Here is a 14,682-nt window from a genome sequence, read left to right on the forward strand (position 1 = left end):
TCGGAGCGGCGCCGGATCCGGTTTGGTGTCCGTCGCCGACCAAACCGGATCGGTCATCGCTCCGAATGCCCCTATGGATATCCCTGGAATCCGGAATTTCCGCGAACAATTCGAGGAGTGTCATGACCGCACTGATGGCCCGTGAACACGCAGCGCTGAAGTCCTTTCTGCCCGATCTCGCCACCTATCTGGACGAGACACCACTGCTCACCCTGGAGGGCAGAGACAGCGGGGCCATTCGCCGCTTCCGGGACGCGGGCGGCACCGCGCTGACCATCCCGAAGGAGTCCGGCGGGCTCGGAGCCACCGCATTGGAGGCAGTGCGGGTGCAACGGGCGATCGGGAGCAGGTCGCCGTCGCTGGGCGCGGCCACCACCATGCACCACCTCTCGCTCGCCACCCTCAACGAATTCGCGCAGGAGGCCACGGACGAGGACCGCGCGCTCATCAAGAGCCTGGTGGATCAACGCGCCATCGTCGCCTCCGGCTTCTCCGAGGGCGTCACCGGGGGCAGCGTGTTCATCCCCACGATGACCGCCACGAAGAAGGGCTCGACCTACATCGTCAACGGCAGCAAGAAGCCGTGCAGCCTGTCGAGTTCGATGGACCTGCTCACCGCCAGCGTCGAGGTCGACACCGGGGAGCGGGCGATCGCGCTGATCCCCGCGGGCACCCCCGGCATCTCGGTGCGACCGTTCTGGGAGAGCTGGATCCTCGCCGGAGCCGAGAGCGACGAAGTACACCTCGAGAACGTCGAGGTGCCCACCGACCTCGTCCTCCTCAACGGGGCCGACGACCCCGACGGACAGCACGAGATGACCGGCTACCTGTGGTTCGGCATGCTCGTCACCGCCAACTACCTGGGTGCGGCGAGCGCGCTGCTCGAACGTCTGCTCGCGACGGGCAAGAACGACTACGAGGGTTACGTCCGCGCAGCCGCCGACGTGGAGAACGCGATGGCCGCGATGGAGAACATCGCCCGCGCCGTCGACGAAGGCGAGCGCGGGCAGGACATCTCGGTGCGACTTCTGTTCTCGCGCATCGCGATTCGTGACGCACTCGTCCGCGCGTCCGCCGCGGCCGTCGAGTCGCTCGGCGGGATCGCGTTCATCACGTCCTCCGACATCGGCTACCTCGCCGCCGCCGTCCACGCCTTCGCCTTTCACCCGCCGTCACGGCGTTCGGTGTCGGAATCGCTCGCCAAGTTCCACGCCGGAGACGAATTCGCCTTCGTCTGACGCGCCCGCGGTCCGGGCTGTCGGTGGTCGGAGCTATACATGTTCCGTACCACCGACCGCCGGCCCAGGAGCTGTCATGCCCACCGAACACGACGTTCGCGCGATGATGCTGGCATTGCCGGAGGCACACGAGGTCGTCGTCGCCAACTGGGGCGATCAGCCCACATTCCGCGTCCGCAAGAAGATGTTCGGTCTCGTCGGGTACGGCGCCCCCACCGCCTGCCTCAAGGCGACGAAGGAAACACAGGCGGCGCTGTTGCAGGAAGATCCCGACGTCTTCCTGGTCCCGCCGTTCTTCGGACGGTGGGGCTGGATCGACGTCGTCCTCGACCGCGTCGACACCGACGAACTCGCCGAACTCGTCGAAGAGGCCTGGCGCCTCACCGCCCCGAAACGCGTCGTCGCGGCGTACGACGCGGGGCGCACTACCCCTCGCCCGTGAACCGGCCGAGCTGGTGGCGCAGAGCCGTGTCGAGGTCGGCACGCCGGAATCGGTGACCACGCGCGAGGAGCGTGCCGGGGGTCACGCGCTGGTCGGCCAGGGCGAGTTCGCGTGCGCCCTGTTCGCCGAGCAGCAGCTTCGGACCGAAATCGGGCACCGGGAGAAACGCCGGACGGTGCAGGACCCTCGCGAGGACGGCGGTGTACTCCTCGTTCCGCACCGGGTTCGGCGCCACCGCGTTCACCGGGCCGCTCAACTCCGAGTCGACGACGGCACGGTGGTACACGTCGATCAGATCGTCGATGTCGATCCACGACAGCCACTGCGTTCCCGCACCGAGCCGCCCACCGAGCCCGACCTCGAACAGCGGCCGCTGCAGGCGCAGCACGCCGCCGCTCGGGGACTGGACGATCCCGGTGCGGACGTGGACCACCCGCAGTCCCGCGTCGGCGGCAGGTTTCGCTGCGTCCTCCCAGTCCGCCACCACATCGGCGAGGAACCCGTCGCCGCGCTCGTCCTGCTCGTGGAGCACCTCGTCGCCGCGGTCGGGGCCGTAGTAGCCGATCGCCGACGCACTGACGAAGATTTCCGGTCCCGTGCCGGACTTCGCGGCCACCTCTGCAAGCCGCCGGGTGGGGTCGATGCGACTGTCCCGGATCGCGCGGCGGTGCCCATCGGTGAAGCGGCCCGCGATGGACGCCCCCGCGAGGTGGATCACCGCATCGACCCCGTCGAGCAGGTCGGCGGCCGGCGCATCCGGGTTCCAGCGACGCTCGTCCGGTGTGGCAGGGGCGCGGCGCACGAGCCGGATCACCCGGTGCCCGCCCGTGCTCAGGAACGCGGTGAGGGCGGAGCCGACGAGACCCGAGCTTCCCGTGACCGCGACCGTGAGAGGGTCCGGCCGGAGCGTGGCCGCCCAGTGGTGCCGGGCGATGTCGTCGGCGAGTTGGCGGTGCCGGTAGACGAACGTCGAGCGGAGGAAGTGGCCGGGCACGACGGTGTCGACGCGGTCGGTGACCCGGGTCCGGTCCTCCGACACAACGTCGAACGTGTGCGTGTGCCGCCACGGCACCAGCAATCGCAGCGGCAGGGCGGCCGAATAATCGACGAACCGGTGCGGGGGGTCGTAGTCCTTCGCGTCGTGCTGCGCGACCCACGTCAGTCCGCCGGGCATCCGTAGCTCCGCGCGACCCGATTCCAGAGATTCGGATTCCTTCGCCAGCGACAGTGGCTGCCAGGGCGGTGACAGCCGGGTGAACGCCCCGGCCCTCGCGTGCCAGGCGAACAGCTCGTCCCGCGAGGCCTCGACCACGCTCGTATGCACGATGCCCATGACCCGACCTTAGCCCCGATAGCGGGCGAGGCGATCACAACGACGAGTAGCGTGTGGGAATGACGCAGTTACGTGTACTGGTCACCGGCGCCACCGGATACATCGGCGGACGCCTCGCTCCCCGGCTCGCCGCAGCCGGCCACCGAGTGCGGGTGCTGGTGCGTTCACCCGAAAAACTGACCGACGTGCCGTGGGCATCCCACGTCGAAATCGCGCGCGGCGATCTGAGCGATCCCGAATCCCTTTCTGCTGCTTTCGCGGACGTAGATGTCGTGTACTACCTGGTGCATTCGATGGGAGGTTCGGACGAATTCGAGAAGGCCGAACGCATCAGCGCGGAGAACGTGGCCGAGGCGGCGCGCACAGCCGGTGTCGGCCGCATCGTCTACCTCGGCGGTCTGCATCCCGACTCGGCGGACCTCTCACCGCATCTCCGCTCCCGCACCCAGGTAGGACAGATTCTCATCGACTCCGGTGTTCCCACAATGGTTCTGCAGGCCGGGGTGGTCATCGGCTCCGGTTCGGCCTCGTTCGAGATGATCCGCCACCTCACCAACCGGCTCCCCGTGATGACCACTCCACGCTGGGTGAACAACAAGATCCAGCCGATCGCGGTGCGCGACGTGCTGCACTACCTCGTCGCCGCGGCCGAGGCGCCCCTGCCGCGCAGTCGCACGTTCGACATCGGCGGTCCCGACGTCATCCGATACGGCGAGATGATGCAGACGTACGCCGAAGTCGCCGGTCTGCGTCAGCGCCGCATCCTCGTCCTCCCGGTGCTGACCCCGAAACTCGCCGGACTGTGGATCGGACTGGTCACCCCGATCCCCCGTTCACTCGGGCGGGCGCTGATCGAATCGCTCCACAACGACGCCGTCGCCGCCGAACACGACATCGACGACGTGATCCCGCCGCCGGAGGAGGGGCTGACGACGTATCGCGACGCGGTGCGATTGGCGTTGCGGCGCATCGACAACGGCGAGGTCGAGACGACGTGGGCCAGTGCGTCTCCGGTGGGCGCCCCGTCCGACCCGTTGCCGTCCGACCCCGACTGGGCCGGCGAGGTGGTCTACACCGACGAACGCACGAAGGATTGCGAAGCGGACGCCGACACGCTGTGGAGCGTCGTCGAGAGCATCGGCGGCGAGAACGGCTGGTACTCGTTCCCGCTCGCCTGGTCGGTGCGCGGCTGGCTCGACCGCGTGGTCGGCGGCGTCGGGCTCACCCGCGGACGCCGGAACCCGAAGCAGCTCAACACCGGTGACCCCCTCGACTTCTGGAGAGTCGAACGCATCGACCGGGGTACGCTCCTACGGCTGCGCGCCGAGATGCGGGCACCGGGCGGCGCGTGGCTCGAATGGCGCGTCCACCGCGTCGACCCCGACCGGTCCCGGCTCGATCAGCGCGCCATCTTCTTCCCGAAAGGCCTGGCCGGACGGTTGTATTGGTACTCCATTCTCCCGTTCCACGGGATCATCTTCAAAGGCATGATGGAGAACATCACCGGCTCCGCCGCCCGTCAGACCGTGCAGAGCGGCTGAATTCCCTCTCGGCCTCCGGTGGCCGGAGACGTCAGCAGCAGACACGAGTTGTATCCGCGAGACTCCACCACCTGCCGGATCTGCGTCCACCCCGCCTCGTCCACCGCCGGCGTGCGGGAGAGGACGAACCCCGACACCCGGGCCGGATCGCCGACGAGCGCCCACGAGTAATCGTCGGCGATGTAGGTGACCACGTAATTGGTGGGTCCGTCCGCGGAACTCTGGAACGGGACGTCCGGGAAACTCACGTGGAGTTGCGCGTTGGTGACCGGATCGTTGACGCGCGCATTTCCGGTGATGCCGTTGGCTCCGCCCGTCCAGGTGGTGCACGAATTGGCGACGCTGACGTTCGACGGGTCGACGAGTTCGTACGTCGCCTTCGTGTCCCGCGCGCAGTCCAGGTTGAACGGCTGTGGCACAGCGGCCAACTGATACCACGTGCCGAGGTATCGCGGGACGTCGAGGGACGGAACGGGTGCGAGCGCACCGGGCTGAGCCTGTGCCGGGCTCGCCGCGAGTAGCGCGGCCGCAACGGCAGTCAACAGTCCAGCGGCGAATCCGCGTGCCTTCGAGAGTGTCATCTCGGGTCCTTTCACGTGTGTGCCCTTTCAGGGCATTCGACGCCATTTCCGGATCGGATGGGTCGATCCCGGAAGTTATTTTCGACCCATCCGCCGCGGAGACCGCTCCGAATGCCTGCCGATGGTGCTCATCCGCACCCACACCGGAGAGAGGCAATATTCCATGAACATCACCACACGAGTTCTGGCAGTCGCAGCGAGCACGTCCCTCGTCCTGCTGGGCGCGGCATGTTCGTCGGACGACAGCGACTCGTCCAGCAGCAGCAGCTCGGAGGCCATGACGTCCGAGTCGATGTCGTCCGGTTCGATGACCTCGTCCGCGATGGCCGATCCCGCCGCCAACCTGGTCGGTCCGGGATGCGCCGAGTACGCGAAGACGGTGCCGGAGGGGCCCGGTTCGGTCAGCGGGATGGCGCAGGATCCGGTCGCGACGGCCGCGTCCAACAACCCCATGCTCACCACCCTCACCGCCGCGGTGTCCGGTCAGCTCAACCCGCAGGTCAACCTCGTCGACACGCTGAACAGCGGGCAGTTCACGGTCTTCGCGCCGGTGGATGCCGCGTTCGCGAAGGTCGATCCGGCCACGATCGAGACCCTCAAGACCGATCCGGCACTGCTCACCAAGGTCCTGACGTACCACGTCGTCCCCGGCCAGATCGCGCCGAGTGACATCGCCGGCGAGCACGCGACCGTCGAGGGTGGCACCGTCACCGTCACCGGTTCGGGCGACGACCTGAAGGTCAACGACGCGGGCGTCATCTGCGGCGGTGTCCAGACCGCCAACGCCACGGTGTACCTGGTCGACACCGTCCTGATGCCCCAGTAGGCACACTCCGCTCACAGTTCTCCCAGCCCGGCGGCATCGGTCCCACGCGATGCCGCCGGGCCGCCCCATGTGAGTGGGAAAGCGTGGTCCGGCACGCTTTCCCACTCACGTGCGGGTGCGGGGGTGCGCCCATCCGACACAAGTTCAGCTCCGAATAATTGATATGGAGAAAGGCTCAGCCCCCACCCCTGCGTACGTGCTCGTGCTGCCCGGCGGAAAACCTCGCAGCACGGAGCCCTCGCGGTTCTGGCACCTGTCGAATCTGCGGATGGCCTGGATGGCCCGGTCACTGCGGTCCACGCTCGGGCGGCACGGGATAGCCGTGGACCGGTTGCAGTACCGGGTCCGGGGATGGAACGCCCCCGAGAACAGTCCCGTTCACGACGCCCGGATCGCCCTCGAGCGGGCCCGGCTGCGGCTCGGGGACGTCCCCGTCGCCGTCGTCGGACATTCGATGGGCGGCCGCGTGGCCGCGCACCTCGCGGCCCTCGACAATGTCCGGGCGGTCGCCGCGCTCGCACCCTGGTGGCCCGAGTCGGACGGCAACCTGGTGCCTCCCGACCGCAGCCTGATGGTCGCGCACGGCACCGCCGACCGGTGGACGAATCCGACGTCGTCCCGGCTCCAGACCGAACAGGCGCTGGCCCGCGGGGTGAACGCCTCGTGGACTCCCCTCCCCGGGGCCGGCCACTTCATGCTCACCCGGCCCCGGTGGTGGCATCGGATCACCGCCGATTTCGTACTCGACGCCTTCGCCGCAGAGGGCGTCGTCCCCGCATCGACAGACCAGAAAGCAGGTCGCAATGCCTGATCCGGAGAAGCTCGAACGCAGGAACGTCGCCGTGATCGGCAGCGGCGTCGCAGGTTTGACCGCCGCCTACGTTCTGTCCCGCCACGACCGCGTCACGCTCTACGAGGCCGACGCCCGTCTCGGCGGCCACGCCCACACCCACCACCTGACGCTCGACTCGGGCGCCGAAGTGGACGTCGACACGGGCTTCATCGTGCACAACGACCGCACCTACCCCACCCTGCTGCGCCTGTTCGCCGAACTCGACGTGGCCACCCAGGATTCGGACATGTCGATGTCGATCCGATCCGACGTGAACGGACTCGAGTACGCGGGCGCGAAGGGGGTTCGGGGGCTGTTTCCGAATGCGCGCAGTCTGGCTCGGCCGCGGTACTGGCGCATGCTCGGCGAGGTCCTTCGGTTCCACCGCTGCGCCCGCACGGTCCTCGACACCCCCGCCGACGAGGCCGGCGCACTGGAACCGCTCGGCGAGTTCCTGAGCCGCAACGGTTTCAGCGCGTACTTCGTCGAGAACTTCATGACGCCGTTGGTCGCGGCGGTGTGGTCGTGCGATCCCACGACCGCCGCCCACTACCCGGCCCGGTACCTGTTCACCTTCCTCGATCACCACGGGATGCTGACAGTGTTCGGATCCCCCACCTGGCGGACGGTCACCGGCGGCTCGGCCCGCTACGTCGAGAAGGTCGCGGCGCACGTCGACGAGATCCTCCTCGCGACCCCCGTCCAGCAGGTGGAACGCACGCCCGACGGCGGCGCGTGCGTCGTCGACGGCCGCGGCGACGTCCGGTACTTCGACGCCGTCGTGGTGGCCGCGCACCCCCGCCAAGCGCTCGCGATGCTCGTCGACGCGTCGGAACTCGAAGCGGAGATCCTCGGCGCCATGCCGTATTCGGTGAACCACGCCCAACTCCACACCGACGAAACACTGCTGCCCCGCGCGGAGAACGCCCGAGCGTCCTGGAACTACCTGACCCCCGCCGGCAGCACCGGCGCGTCGGGTGTGATCGTCACCTACGACATGACCCGGCTCATGCGCCTGGACACGGTGCGCGACCGGCGGTTCCTCGTCACCCTCGGCGGGAGGCACCTGGTCGACCCGTCGACGGTTCTCGCCGAGATGACGTACGAACACCCCGTCTACACACCCGATTCCGTTGCCGCACAATCGCGGTTGCGCGAACTCGGTTCCGGGACGTTCGCGTTCGCGGGCGCATACCACGGCTGGGGCTTCCACGAGGACGGGGCGCTCTCCGGGCTGCGCGCCGCCGAGCGGCTCGGCAGGTCGTGGGACGCACGGACCGGACGACGGCACGAGCAGGAGACGGTGTCGTGACCGCACCGGCGATCTACTCGACGCGGATCCGGCACGCGCGCACCGAACCGGTCCGCAACACTTTCGAGTACACGAGCTACAGCTGGTACGTCGACGTCGACGACCTGCCCCGGCTCCCCGGATGGCTGCGGCCGTTCGCCCGCTTCCGCGCCGAGGACCACTTCGAGGCGAACCTCGTCGCCGACGAGGACACGCTGCGCACCCGGGTGGATGCATTCCTCGCCGCCCACGGCGTCGACCTCCGCGGAGGACTGGTGACGGCCCTCCTCAACGCGCGGGTGCTCGGCTACGTCTTCAACCCGCTCAGCGTGTACTGGTGCCACGACACCGACGGCAGCCTGCGGTGCGTCATCGCCGAGGTGCACAACACGTACGGTCAGCGGCACGCGTACCTGATCCGGCCCGACGGCAGCGACCGCGCCGAGGTGGACAAGCAGTTCTACGTCTCCCCGTTCAACGATGTCAGCGGCCGTTACGACATGCGGTTCCCCGAGCCCGGCGACACGCTGTCCCTGAACGTGGTGCTGCACCGGGGCGGGCACGCCCCGTTCACCGCGACGGTTCGCGGGACGCGCCGGCCGGCCACCCGCCGCATGGTCCTGAGGACTCAGCTACGCACTCCCCTGGCACCTCTCGTGGTGTCGGCTCGCATCCGCATCCAGGGAATCACGTTGTGGGCCCGCGGACTCCCCGTCATGGCTCGGCCCGACGGCCGTCAGAAGGAGACAGTTCAGTGAGAAGGAACAAGGACACCGACATGGACCGTTCGCCTGCCGTGAGCACCGCCGACCTCGCCGTCACCGACGAGGACCCTCGGATCGACAACCGGATCTGGCCCGGGCTGGCCGACGTGCCGACCGGCCCGCGGGCCGCGGTGTCGGCGAAGGTCGCCGACCGACTGTTCCGCCGCGCGGCCGCCGACCTCGACGTCCGTATCGAGTATCCCGACGGCACCCTGGTGGGTGCGCACCGGGATCAGGAGATACTGCCGCGCATGATCATCCGCAATCCCGACGCGTTCGCTCGGCGGGTCGGGACGGGCGGGCTCATCGGGTTCGGCGAGTCGTACATGGCCGGCGACTGGACGTCACCGGATCTGGCCGCGGTGCTGAGCGTGTTCGCCTCGCGGATGGCGACTCTCATTCCGCGACCGTTGCAGCGGTTGCGGGCACTGTACGTGGCGAAACACCCGGCGCAGGAACGGAACACCGAACAGAACACCCGCTCCAACATCTCCCGGCACTACGACCTGTCCAACGAGATGTTCGAAACGTTCCTCGACGAGACGCTGACGTACTCGAGCGCACTGTTCTCGTCGACGCCGACCCGCGTGGGGCAGGTTCGGGACGTGACGGTCCTGCGGGCACCCGTCCCACAGGTCACCCCGGTCTGGTCGGACTTCGCGGAGGCGCAGCACCGCAAGATCGATCGGCTGCTCGACGAGGCCGGCGTCCGGGCGGGCACCAGGCTGCTCGAAGTCGGGACCGGATGGGGCGAACTGTGCATCCGGGCGGCGGAGCGCGGCGCCGTCGTCCGCTCGGTGACGTTGTCGAGCGAACAGCAGAGCCTGGCCCGGCAGCGGGTCGCGGAGGCCGGACACTCGGACACCGTGCAGATCGACCTGCTCGACTACCGCAACGTGGACGGCGAGTACGACGCGATCGTCTCGGTCGAGATGATCGAAGCCGTCGGGCACCACTACTGGGCCACCTACTTCCGGGTGCTCGACACGCTCCTCGCACCGGGCGGAAAGATTGCGCTGCAGGCGATCACCATGCCGCACGATCGGATGCTGCAGACCCGCAACACCTACACCTGGGTGCACAAGTACATCTTCCCGGGCGGATTCCTGCCGTCGACGGAGGCGATCGAGTCGATCACCGCCGAGCACACGTCGCTGCGGGTGCGGGAGCGGCTGAGCATGGGACAGCACTACGCGGAGACGCTCCGGCTGTGGAAGGAGCGGTTCGCCGCGCACAGTGCGCAGGCGGAGGCACTCGGATTCGACGAGACGTTCCGTCGCATGTGGCACTTCTACCTCTGCTACTCGGAGGCCGGCTTCCGGTCGGGGTACATCGACGTCCAGCAGCTCGTCCTCGACAAGACGGGAGCCCGACCGTGACCGTTGCCGCCGAACTCGACAAGGCATTGCGTCCGCTCGTCCGCGGCGAACTGCCGGTGCACCTGACCGCATGGGACGGCAGCACCGCCGGACCGTCGACGGCGCCCCGCGTCGTGCTCCGAAGTCCCGACGCACTGCGTCGATTGCTGTGGAGCCCGGGTGAACTCGGGGCCGCGCAAGCCTACGTGACGGGCGAGATCGACGTCGAGGGCGACCTCGGCGAGGCCCTGGCACACGTGTGGGCGGTGGCGCGTGAACGCGGACTCAGCGGAGTCCGGCCGAGCCCCGCGACGATCGCTAAAGTACTGCGGGTCGCCGCGAAACTGGGAGTGGTGGGCGGTCCGCTGCCCGCACCCGCCACGCAGGCGAACATCCGCGGCCGGTTGCACAGCCTGCTGCGCGACCGCGCCGCGATCAGCCACCACTACGATCTCTCCAACGATTTCTACGCGCTGGTCCTGGACCCGCAGATGGCGTACTCGTGCGCATACTTCACCCGGAATGCTCCGGGGGCTCCGGAGGATTCGGACTACGGTCTCGAGGACGCCCAGCGGGACAAGCTCGACCTGGTGTGCCGCAAGATCGGACTCGAACCCGGGATGCGACTGCTCGACGTCGGCTGCGGCTGGGGATCGCTGAGCCTGCACGCCGCAGCCGAATACGGCGCACAGGTCGTCGGCGTCACCATCTCCCGCGAGCAGAAGGCGTTCATCGACGCGCGGATCGCCGAGCGCGGGTTGCAGGACCGCGTCGAGATCCGTCTGCAGGATTACCGCGAGGTCCCCGACGGCCCGTTCGACGCCGTCGCCTCCCTCGAAATGGGTGAGCACGTGGGCGAGAAGAACTACGCCCGGTACGCGCAGGCCCTCTACGACAATGCGAAGCCCGGTGCGCGGGTGCTGATCCAGCAGATGTCGCGCACCGGACGCCATCCCGGCGGCGGCCCGTTCATCGAGTCGTTCATCGCTCCCGACATGACCATGCGTCCGGTCGGCGAGAGCGTCGCGTACCTCGAACGAGCCGGGCTCGAGGTACGCGACGTGCATGGGCTTCGCGAACACTACGTCTGGACCGTCGACGCGTGGCGGGAGAAGTTCGAGTCCCGCTGGGACGACGTGGTCGCGATGGTCGGGCTGGAGACGGCCCGGGTGTGGCGGCTGTACCTCGTCGGCGGCGGAATGAGTTTCGCGCAGGGCCGCATGGGTGTCGATCAGATCCTGTCCGTGAAGCCGACCGCGGCGGGACAGTCGCTGATGCCCGCCGTGCGGGTCGACTCCTCACGATCCGGTGTGCCCCGATGAACGGCTTCGACTGGTCGCACTTCGGCGCCGTCACCGCGGCGAGCGTTCTGGTGCTCGCCGTGCTCCAGGCCGCGACGTTCCTCGTCGGCCGGCGGATCGGCCGCTACAACGTCGTCGACGTCACCTGGGGTCTCGGCTTCGTGCTGGTGGCGCTCGTCGCCGCCCTCGTCGGCGACGGCGACGCTCTCCGCCGCTGGCTGATGGCGGTGCTGGTCGCGGTGTGGGGACTGCGGCTGACCTGGCACATGTACGCCAAATCCGCCGGGAAGGGCGAAGACCCGCGCTACGAGGAGATGCTGGAGCGGGCCGGCGGGAACTCGCCCGGTGTCGTGATCCGGAAGATCTTCCTCACGCAGGGGTTCGCGCAGTGGTTCGTCTCGCTGCCGCTGCAGGTGTCGGCCGTCGTCGGTCCCGCATCCGGTCTCGCGACGGGCGTCGCCGTGCTCGGTGTCGTCCTGTGGGTGGTGGGTGTGGTGTTCGAGGCCGTCGGCGACCACCAGCTGAAGCAGTTCAAGGCGGACCCGGCCAACAAGGGCGAGATCATGGACGTCGGCCTGTGGGCGTGGACGCGGCACCCGAACTATTTCGGTGATTCCTGCGTGTGGTGGGGGCTGTGGCTGATCGCCGCGAGCGTGTGGCCCGGGCCCGTCACCGTGCTCTCACCCCTTGTCATGACCTACTTCCTGGTGTTCGCGACCGGGGCGAGGCTGCTCGAGAAGTCGATGTCGCAGCGTCCCGGCTACCCCGACTACCAGCAGCGAACCAGTTACTTCCTGCCCTTGCCGCCGAAGCGGTGAGCGCCGTGCCGGCATCGCTCGCACCGCCTCGGGTCCGGTCCTCGTCACACCGTCCGCGACCTGCTATTAGGCTGTGGATCGATGAACGGAATGGGCCGATGACCGGCGTCGACAGAGACACGGAGAACGTGACGCTGACGGCGTTGCTGGCGCAGATCGCGAACGGCGAGCGAGATGCCTTCAGCGACTTCTACGAGCGCACCAGCACGCGGGTGTACGGCATGGTGCTGCGGGTCCTGCGCGATCCCGGATACAGCGAGGAAACCACCCAAGAGGTGTACCTGCAGGTCTGGAACAACGCCGCGAAATTCGATCCCAAGCAGGGGTCGCCGTTGTCGTGGCTGATCACCCTGGCCCACCGCCGCGCCGTCGACCGGGTGCGATCCGAGCAGTCCGGCTCCGAACGCGAAGCCGCCTACGGCGCCTCGAGTTGGTACGGACCGTTCGACGCCGTGTCGGAGGAAGTCACCCGCCGGGGCGACACCAGCGACGTCGTCGACTGCCTCGGCACACTCACCGAAGTCCAGCAGAGAACGGTGGTCCTCGCCTACTACGGAGGGCTGACGTACCGCGAGGTGTCGGAGCGTCTGTCCGTGGCACTGCCCACGGTGAAATCACGAATTCGAGACGGATTGATCCGGCTCAAGCAATGTCTGGGGGTGCAGTTCGATGGATGAGTCCCAGCCCGACATCCTCGACCTCGCTCAGGTGTATGCACTCGACGCCGTCGACGATCAGCAGCGCCTCGACATCGATGCCGCCGTGCGCAACGCTCCACCCCACGTGCGCCGCGAATTCGTCACCACGGTGCGCGGCGTGCACGAGACGATGGCCGCCCAGTCGGCGTCCACCGCGGTCGAACCGCCCGTGTACCTGCTCGGACGAATCCTGGATGCGCTGCCCGAGACTGCCGCTGCGGCCGCACCGGTATCGCTGGACGCGGCCCGGGCGCGCAGGCGCAAGCGGCTCCTGACCGCTCTGGGTGCGGCGGCCGCGGTGGTCGTCCTCGCCGTCGGCGGCATCACCGTCGCTCAGCAACTGCAGAGCGAGGAGGGCCAGCCCGTGCCCGCGCAGATCCTCGCAGCCGACGACGTCCGCACGGCGGTTGCCCCGATCACCGGCGGCGGTTCGGCCACCGTCGTGTTCTCCAAGGAGGTCGACGCCGGCGTGCTGGTGATGAACGACGTCCCGCCGCCCGCACCGGGTTCTGTGTACCAGATGTGGCTGCTCGGACCGACACACGAGCCGATGTCCGCCGGAATCATGGAAGCCGAGGACGTCGCACCGTCGACGACCGCGGTCGTGAACGACATCGACCAGTCGACCGCACTCGGGTTCAGCGTGGAGCCGCCCGGCGGTTCCACCCAGCCCACCGGCGACATCTTCGCGACCGTCAACCTCACCTGATACGTGAGTGGCAAAGCGTCCCGGGGGACGCTTTGCCACTCACGTTGGGGTCAGGCGTTGGCGGCTTTGTATTCGCGGCGGCGGCGGTGCAGGATCGGTTCGGTGTAGCCCGACGGTTGGTGGGTGCCGTCGAGGATGAGTTCCTTCGCGGCCTGGAAGGCGATGTTGGTGTCGAAGTCCGGGGCCAGCGGCCGGTAGGTGGGGTCGGCCTGGTTCTGCCGGTCCACGACCGGGGCCATCCGCTGCAGCGACGCCACGACCTGGTCGGCGGTGACCACCCCGTGCCGGATCCAGTTGGCGAGCAGCTGGGAGGAGATGCGGAGGGTGGCGCGGTCCTCCATCAGGGCGACGTCGTGGATGTCGGGGACCTTGGAGCAGCCGACGCCGGCGTCGATCCAGCGGACCACGTAGCCGAGGATGGACTGGCAGTTGTTGTCGAGTTCCTCCTGCTTCTGCTCGTCGGTCCAGTCGGTGTGCGGGGCCAGCGGGATGGTCAGGATCTGGTCGAGGGTGGCCCGCCGGGTGCCCTCGAGTGTGTCTTGGACGGCGAACACGTCGACCCGGTGGTAGTGGGTGGCGTGCAGGGTGGCCCCGGTCGGGGACGGCACCCACGCGGTGTTCGCGCCGGCCTTGGGGTGGCCGATCTTCTGTTCGAGCATCTCGGCCATCAGTTCGGTCATCGCCCACATGCCCTTGCCGATCTGCGCCCGCCCCTGCAGGCCGCAGGCCAGGCCGACATCGACGTTCCAGTCCTCATAGGCGGTGATCCAGGTCTGCTGTTTCATCTCGGCCTTGCGGATCATCGGCCCGGCCTCCATCGAGGTGTGGATCTCGTCGCCGGTGCGGTCGAGGAACCCGGTGTTGATGAACACCACCCGTTCGGCGGCCTCCTTGATGCAGGCGGCGAGGTTGACGGTGGTGCGCCGTTCCTCGTCCATGATCCCGACCTT

The 14,682-nt window shown here is 68.4% G+C and carries 15 protein-coding genes; 12 read left to right on the top strand and 3 right to left on the bottom strand.

Going from position 1 to position 14,682, the window contains the following annotated elements; all coding sequences use genetic code 11:
* The first annotated feature begins 122 nt into the window (after positions 1 to 122).
* Together ACFTWF_RS13950 and ACFTWF_RS13955 are read left to right on the top strand one after the other, a co-directional pair.
* A complete protein-coding gene (locus ACFTWF_RS13950; RefSeq protein WP_378461789.1) occupies positions 123 to 1,238 on the top strand; it encodes an acyl-CoA dehydrogenase family protein in 1,116 nt (371 codons plus the stop codon).
* Positions 1,239 to 1,314: 76 nt separating this feature from the next.
* Complete coding sequence (locus ACFTWF_RS13955) at positions 1,315 to 1,680, top strand: MmcQ/YjbR family DNA-binding protein (RefSeq protein WP_378461790.1); 366 nt, start codon at positions 1,315 to 1,317, stop codon at positions 1,678 to 1,680.
* On the opposite strand, the gene ACFTWF_RS13960 is transcribed toward ACFTWF_RS13955, so the two are convergent.
* Positions 1,664 to 3,013 carry a TIGR01777 family oxidoreductase gene (locus tag ACFTWF_RS13960; RefSeq protein ID WP_378461791.1) on the bottom strand — a complete coding sequence of 450 codons (1,350 nt, stop codon included), beginning with the start codon at positions 3,011 to 3,013 and terminating at the stop codon, positions 1,664 to 1,666. The genes ACFTWF_RS13955 and ACFTWF_RS13960 overlap by 17 nt on opposite strands.
* Before the next feature lie 59 nt (positions 3,014 to 3,072).
* Between ACFTWF_RS13960 and ACFTWF_RS13965 the strand changes: the two genes are divergently transcribed.
* Entirely contained in the window at positions 3,073 to 4,554 is a 1,482-nt protein-coding gene (locus tag ACFTWF_RS13965; protein ID WP_378461792.1) for an SDR family oxidoreductase, read from the top strand.
* Here the strand turns inward: ACFTWF_RS13965 and ACFTWF_RS13970 are convergent.
* Positions 4,533 to 5,135, bottom strand: coding sequence for a lipocalin family protein (locus ACFTWF_RS13970; protein ID WP_378461793.1), 603 nt, complete (start codon positions 5,133 to 5,135; stop codon positions 4,533 to 4,535). The genes ACFTWF_RS13965 and ACFTWF_RS13970 overlap by 22 nt on opposite strands.
* Positions 5,136 to 5,298: 163 nt before the next feature.
* Between ACFTWF_RS13970 and ACFTWF_RS13975 the strand changes: the two genes are divergently transcribed.
* The 9 genes from ACFTWF_RS13975 (at position 5,299) to ACFTWF_RS14015 (ending at position 13,732) form a co-directional block, all read left to right on the top strand.
* Positions 5,299 to 5,961, top strand: coding sequence for a fasciclin domain-containing protein (locus ACFTWF_RS13975; RefSeq protein ID WP_378461794.1), 663 nt, complete (start codon positions 5,299 to 5,301; stop codon positions 5,959 to 5,961).
* 163 nt (positions 5,962 to 6,124) lie between these two features.
* On the top strand, positions 6,125 to 6,772 hold the full coding sequence (locus tag ACFTWF_RS13980; protein WP_378461795.1) for a dienelactone hydrolase family protein: 648 nt from the start codon (positions 6,125 to 6,127) through the stop codon (positions 6,770 to 6,772).
* On the top strand, positions 6,765 to 8,105 hold the full coding sequence (locus ACFTWF_RS13985; protein ID WP_378461796.1) for an NAD(P)/FAD-dependent oxidoreductase: 1,341 nt from the start codon (positions 6,765 to 6,767) through the stop codon (positions 8,103 to 8,105). The genes ACFTWF_RS13980 and ACFTWF_RS13985 overlap by 8 nt, the downstream gene beginning before the upstream one ends.
* The gene (locus ACFTWF_RS13990; protein WP_378461797.1) at positions 8,102 to 8,842 is read left to right on the top strand and encodes a DUF1365 domain-containing protein; all 741 of its coding nucleotides are present in this window, start codon (positions 8,102 to 8,104) and stop codon (positions 8,840 to 8,842) included. The genes ACFTWF_RS13985 and ACFTWF_RS13990 overlap by 4 nt, the downstream gene beginning before the upstream one ends.
* The gene (locus ACFTWF_RS13995) at positions 8,839 to 10,227 is read left to right on the top strand and encodes a class I SAM-dependent methyltransferase (RefSeq protein WP_378461798.1); all 1,389 of its coding nucleotides are present in this window, start codon (positions 8,839 to 8,841) and stop codon (positions 10,225 to 10,227) included. The genes ACFTWF_RS13990 and ACFTWF_RS13995 overlap by 4 nt, the downstream gene beginning before the upstream one ends.
* A complete protein-coding gene (locus tag ACFTWF_RS14000) occupies positions 10,224 to 11,528 on the top strand; it encodes a class I SAM-dependent methyltransferase (RefSeq protein ID WP_378461799.1) in 1,305 nt (434 codons plus the stop codon). Before ACFTWF_RS13995 ends, ACFTWF_RS14000 begins: the two co-directional genes overlap by 4 nt.
* On the top strand, positions 11,525 to 12,325 hold the full coding sequence (locus ACFTWF_RS14005; RefSeq protein ID WP_378461800.1) for a DUF1295 domain-containing protein: 801 nt from the start codon (positions 11,525 to 11,527) through the stop codon (positions 12,323 to 12,325). Before ACFTWF_RS14000 ends, ACFTWF_RS14005 begins: the two co-directional genes overlap by 4 nt.
* Positions 12,326 to 12,423: 98 nt before the next feature.
* A complete protein-coding gene (locus ACFTWF_RS14010) occupies positions 12,424 to 13,002 on the top strand; it encodes a sigma-70 family RNA polymerase sigma factor (RefSeq protein ID WP_378461801.1) in 579 nt (192 codons plus the stop codon).
* Positions 12,995 to 13,732, top strand: coding sequence for an anti-sigma factor (locus ACFTWF_RS14015; RefSeq protein ID WP_378461802.1), 738 nt, complete (start codon positions 12,995 to 12,997; stop codon positions 13,730 to 13,732). The genes ACFTWF_RS14010 and ACFTWF_RS14015 overlap by 8 nt, the downstream gene beginning before the upstream one ends.
* A 50-nt stretch (positions 13,733 to 13,782) precedes the next feature.
* On the opposite strand, the gene ACFTWF_RS14020 is transcribed toward ACFTWF_RS14015, so the two are convergent.
* The coding region (locus tag ACFTWF_RS14020; protein WP_378461803.1) for a malate synthase G at positions 13,783 to 14,682 on the bottom strand (900 nt) is incomplete at its 5' end.

This window comes from Rhodococcus sp. NPDC056960, assembly GCF_042674125.1.
Lineage (GTDB): Bacteria > Actinomycetota > Actinomycetes > Mycobacteriales > Mycobacteriaceae > Rhodococcus_F.

What these genes read in the sequence shown, in the direction of transcription:
- ACFTWF_RS13955 (WP_378461790.1), top strand. Translation starts at nt 1,315, where the DNA reads ATGCCCACCGAACACGACGTTCGCGCGATGATGCTGGCATTGCCGGAG.
- ACFTWF_RS14015 (WP_378461802.1), top strand. Translation starts at nt 12,995, where the DNA reads ATGGATGAGTCCCAGCCCGACATCCTCGACCTCGCTCAGGTGTATGCA.
- ACFTWF_RS13965 (WP_378461792.1), top strand. Translation starts at nt 3,073, where the DNA reads ATGACGCAGTTACGTGTACTGGTCACCGGCGCCACCGGATACATCGGC.
- ACFTWF_RS14005 (WP_378461800.1), top strand. Translation starts at nt 11,525, where the DNA reads ATGAACGGCTTCGACTGGTCGCACTTCGGCGCCGTCACCGCGGCGAGC.
- ACFTWF_RS13950 (WP_378461789.1), top strand. Translation starts at nt 123, where the DNA reads ATGACCGCACTGATGGCCCGTGAACACGCAGCGCTGAAGTCCTTTCTG.
- ACFTWF_RS13980 (WP_378461795.1), top strand. Translation starts at nt 6,125, where the DNA reads ATGGAGAAAGGCTCAGCCCCCACCCCTGCGTACGTGCTCGTGCTGCCC.
- ACFTWF_RS13985 (WP_378461796.1), top strand. Translation starts at nt 6,765, where the DNA reads ATGCCTGATCCGGAGAAGCTCGAACGCAGGAACGTCGCCGTGATCGGC.
- ACFTWF_RS13970 (WP_378461793.1), bottom strand. Translation starts at nt 5,135, where the DNA reads ATGACACTCTCGAAGGCACGCGGATTCGCCGCTGGACTGTTGACTGCC.
- ACFTWF_RS13975 (WP_378461794.1), top strand. Translation starts at nt 5,299, where the DNA reads ATGAACATCACCACACGAGTTCTGGCAGTCGCAGCGAGCACGTCCCTC.
- ACFTWF_RS13960 (WP_378461791.1), bottom strand. Translation starts at nt 3,013, where the DNA reads ATGGGCATCGTGCATACGAGCGTGGTCGAGGCCTCGCGGGACGAGCTG.
- ACFTWF_RS14010 (WP_378461801.1), top strand. Translation starts at nt 12,424, where the DNA reads ATGACCGGCGTCGACAGAGACACGGAGAACGTGACGCTGACGGCGTTG.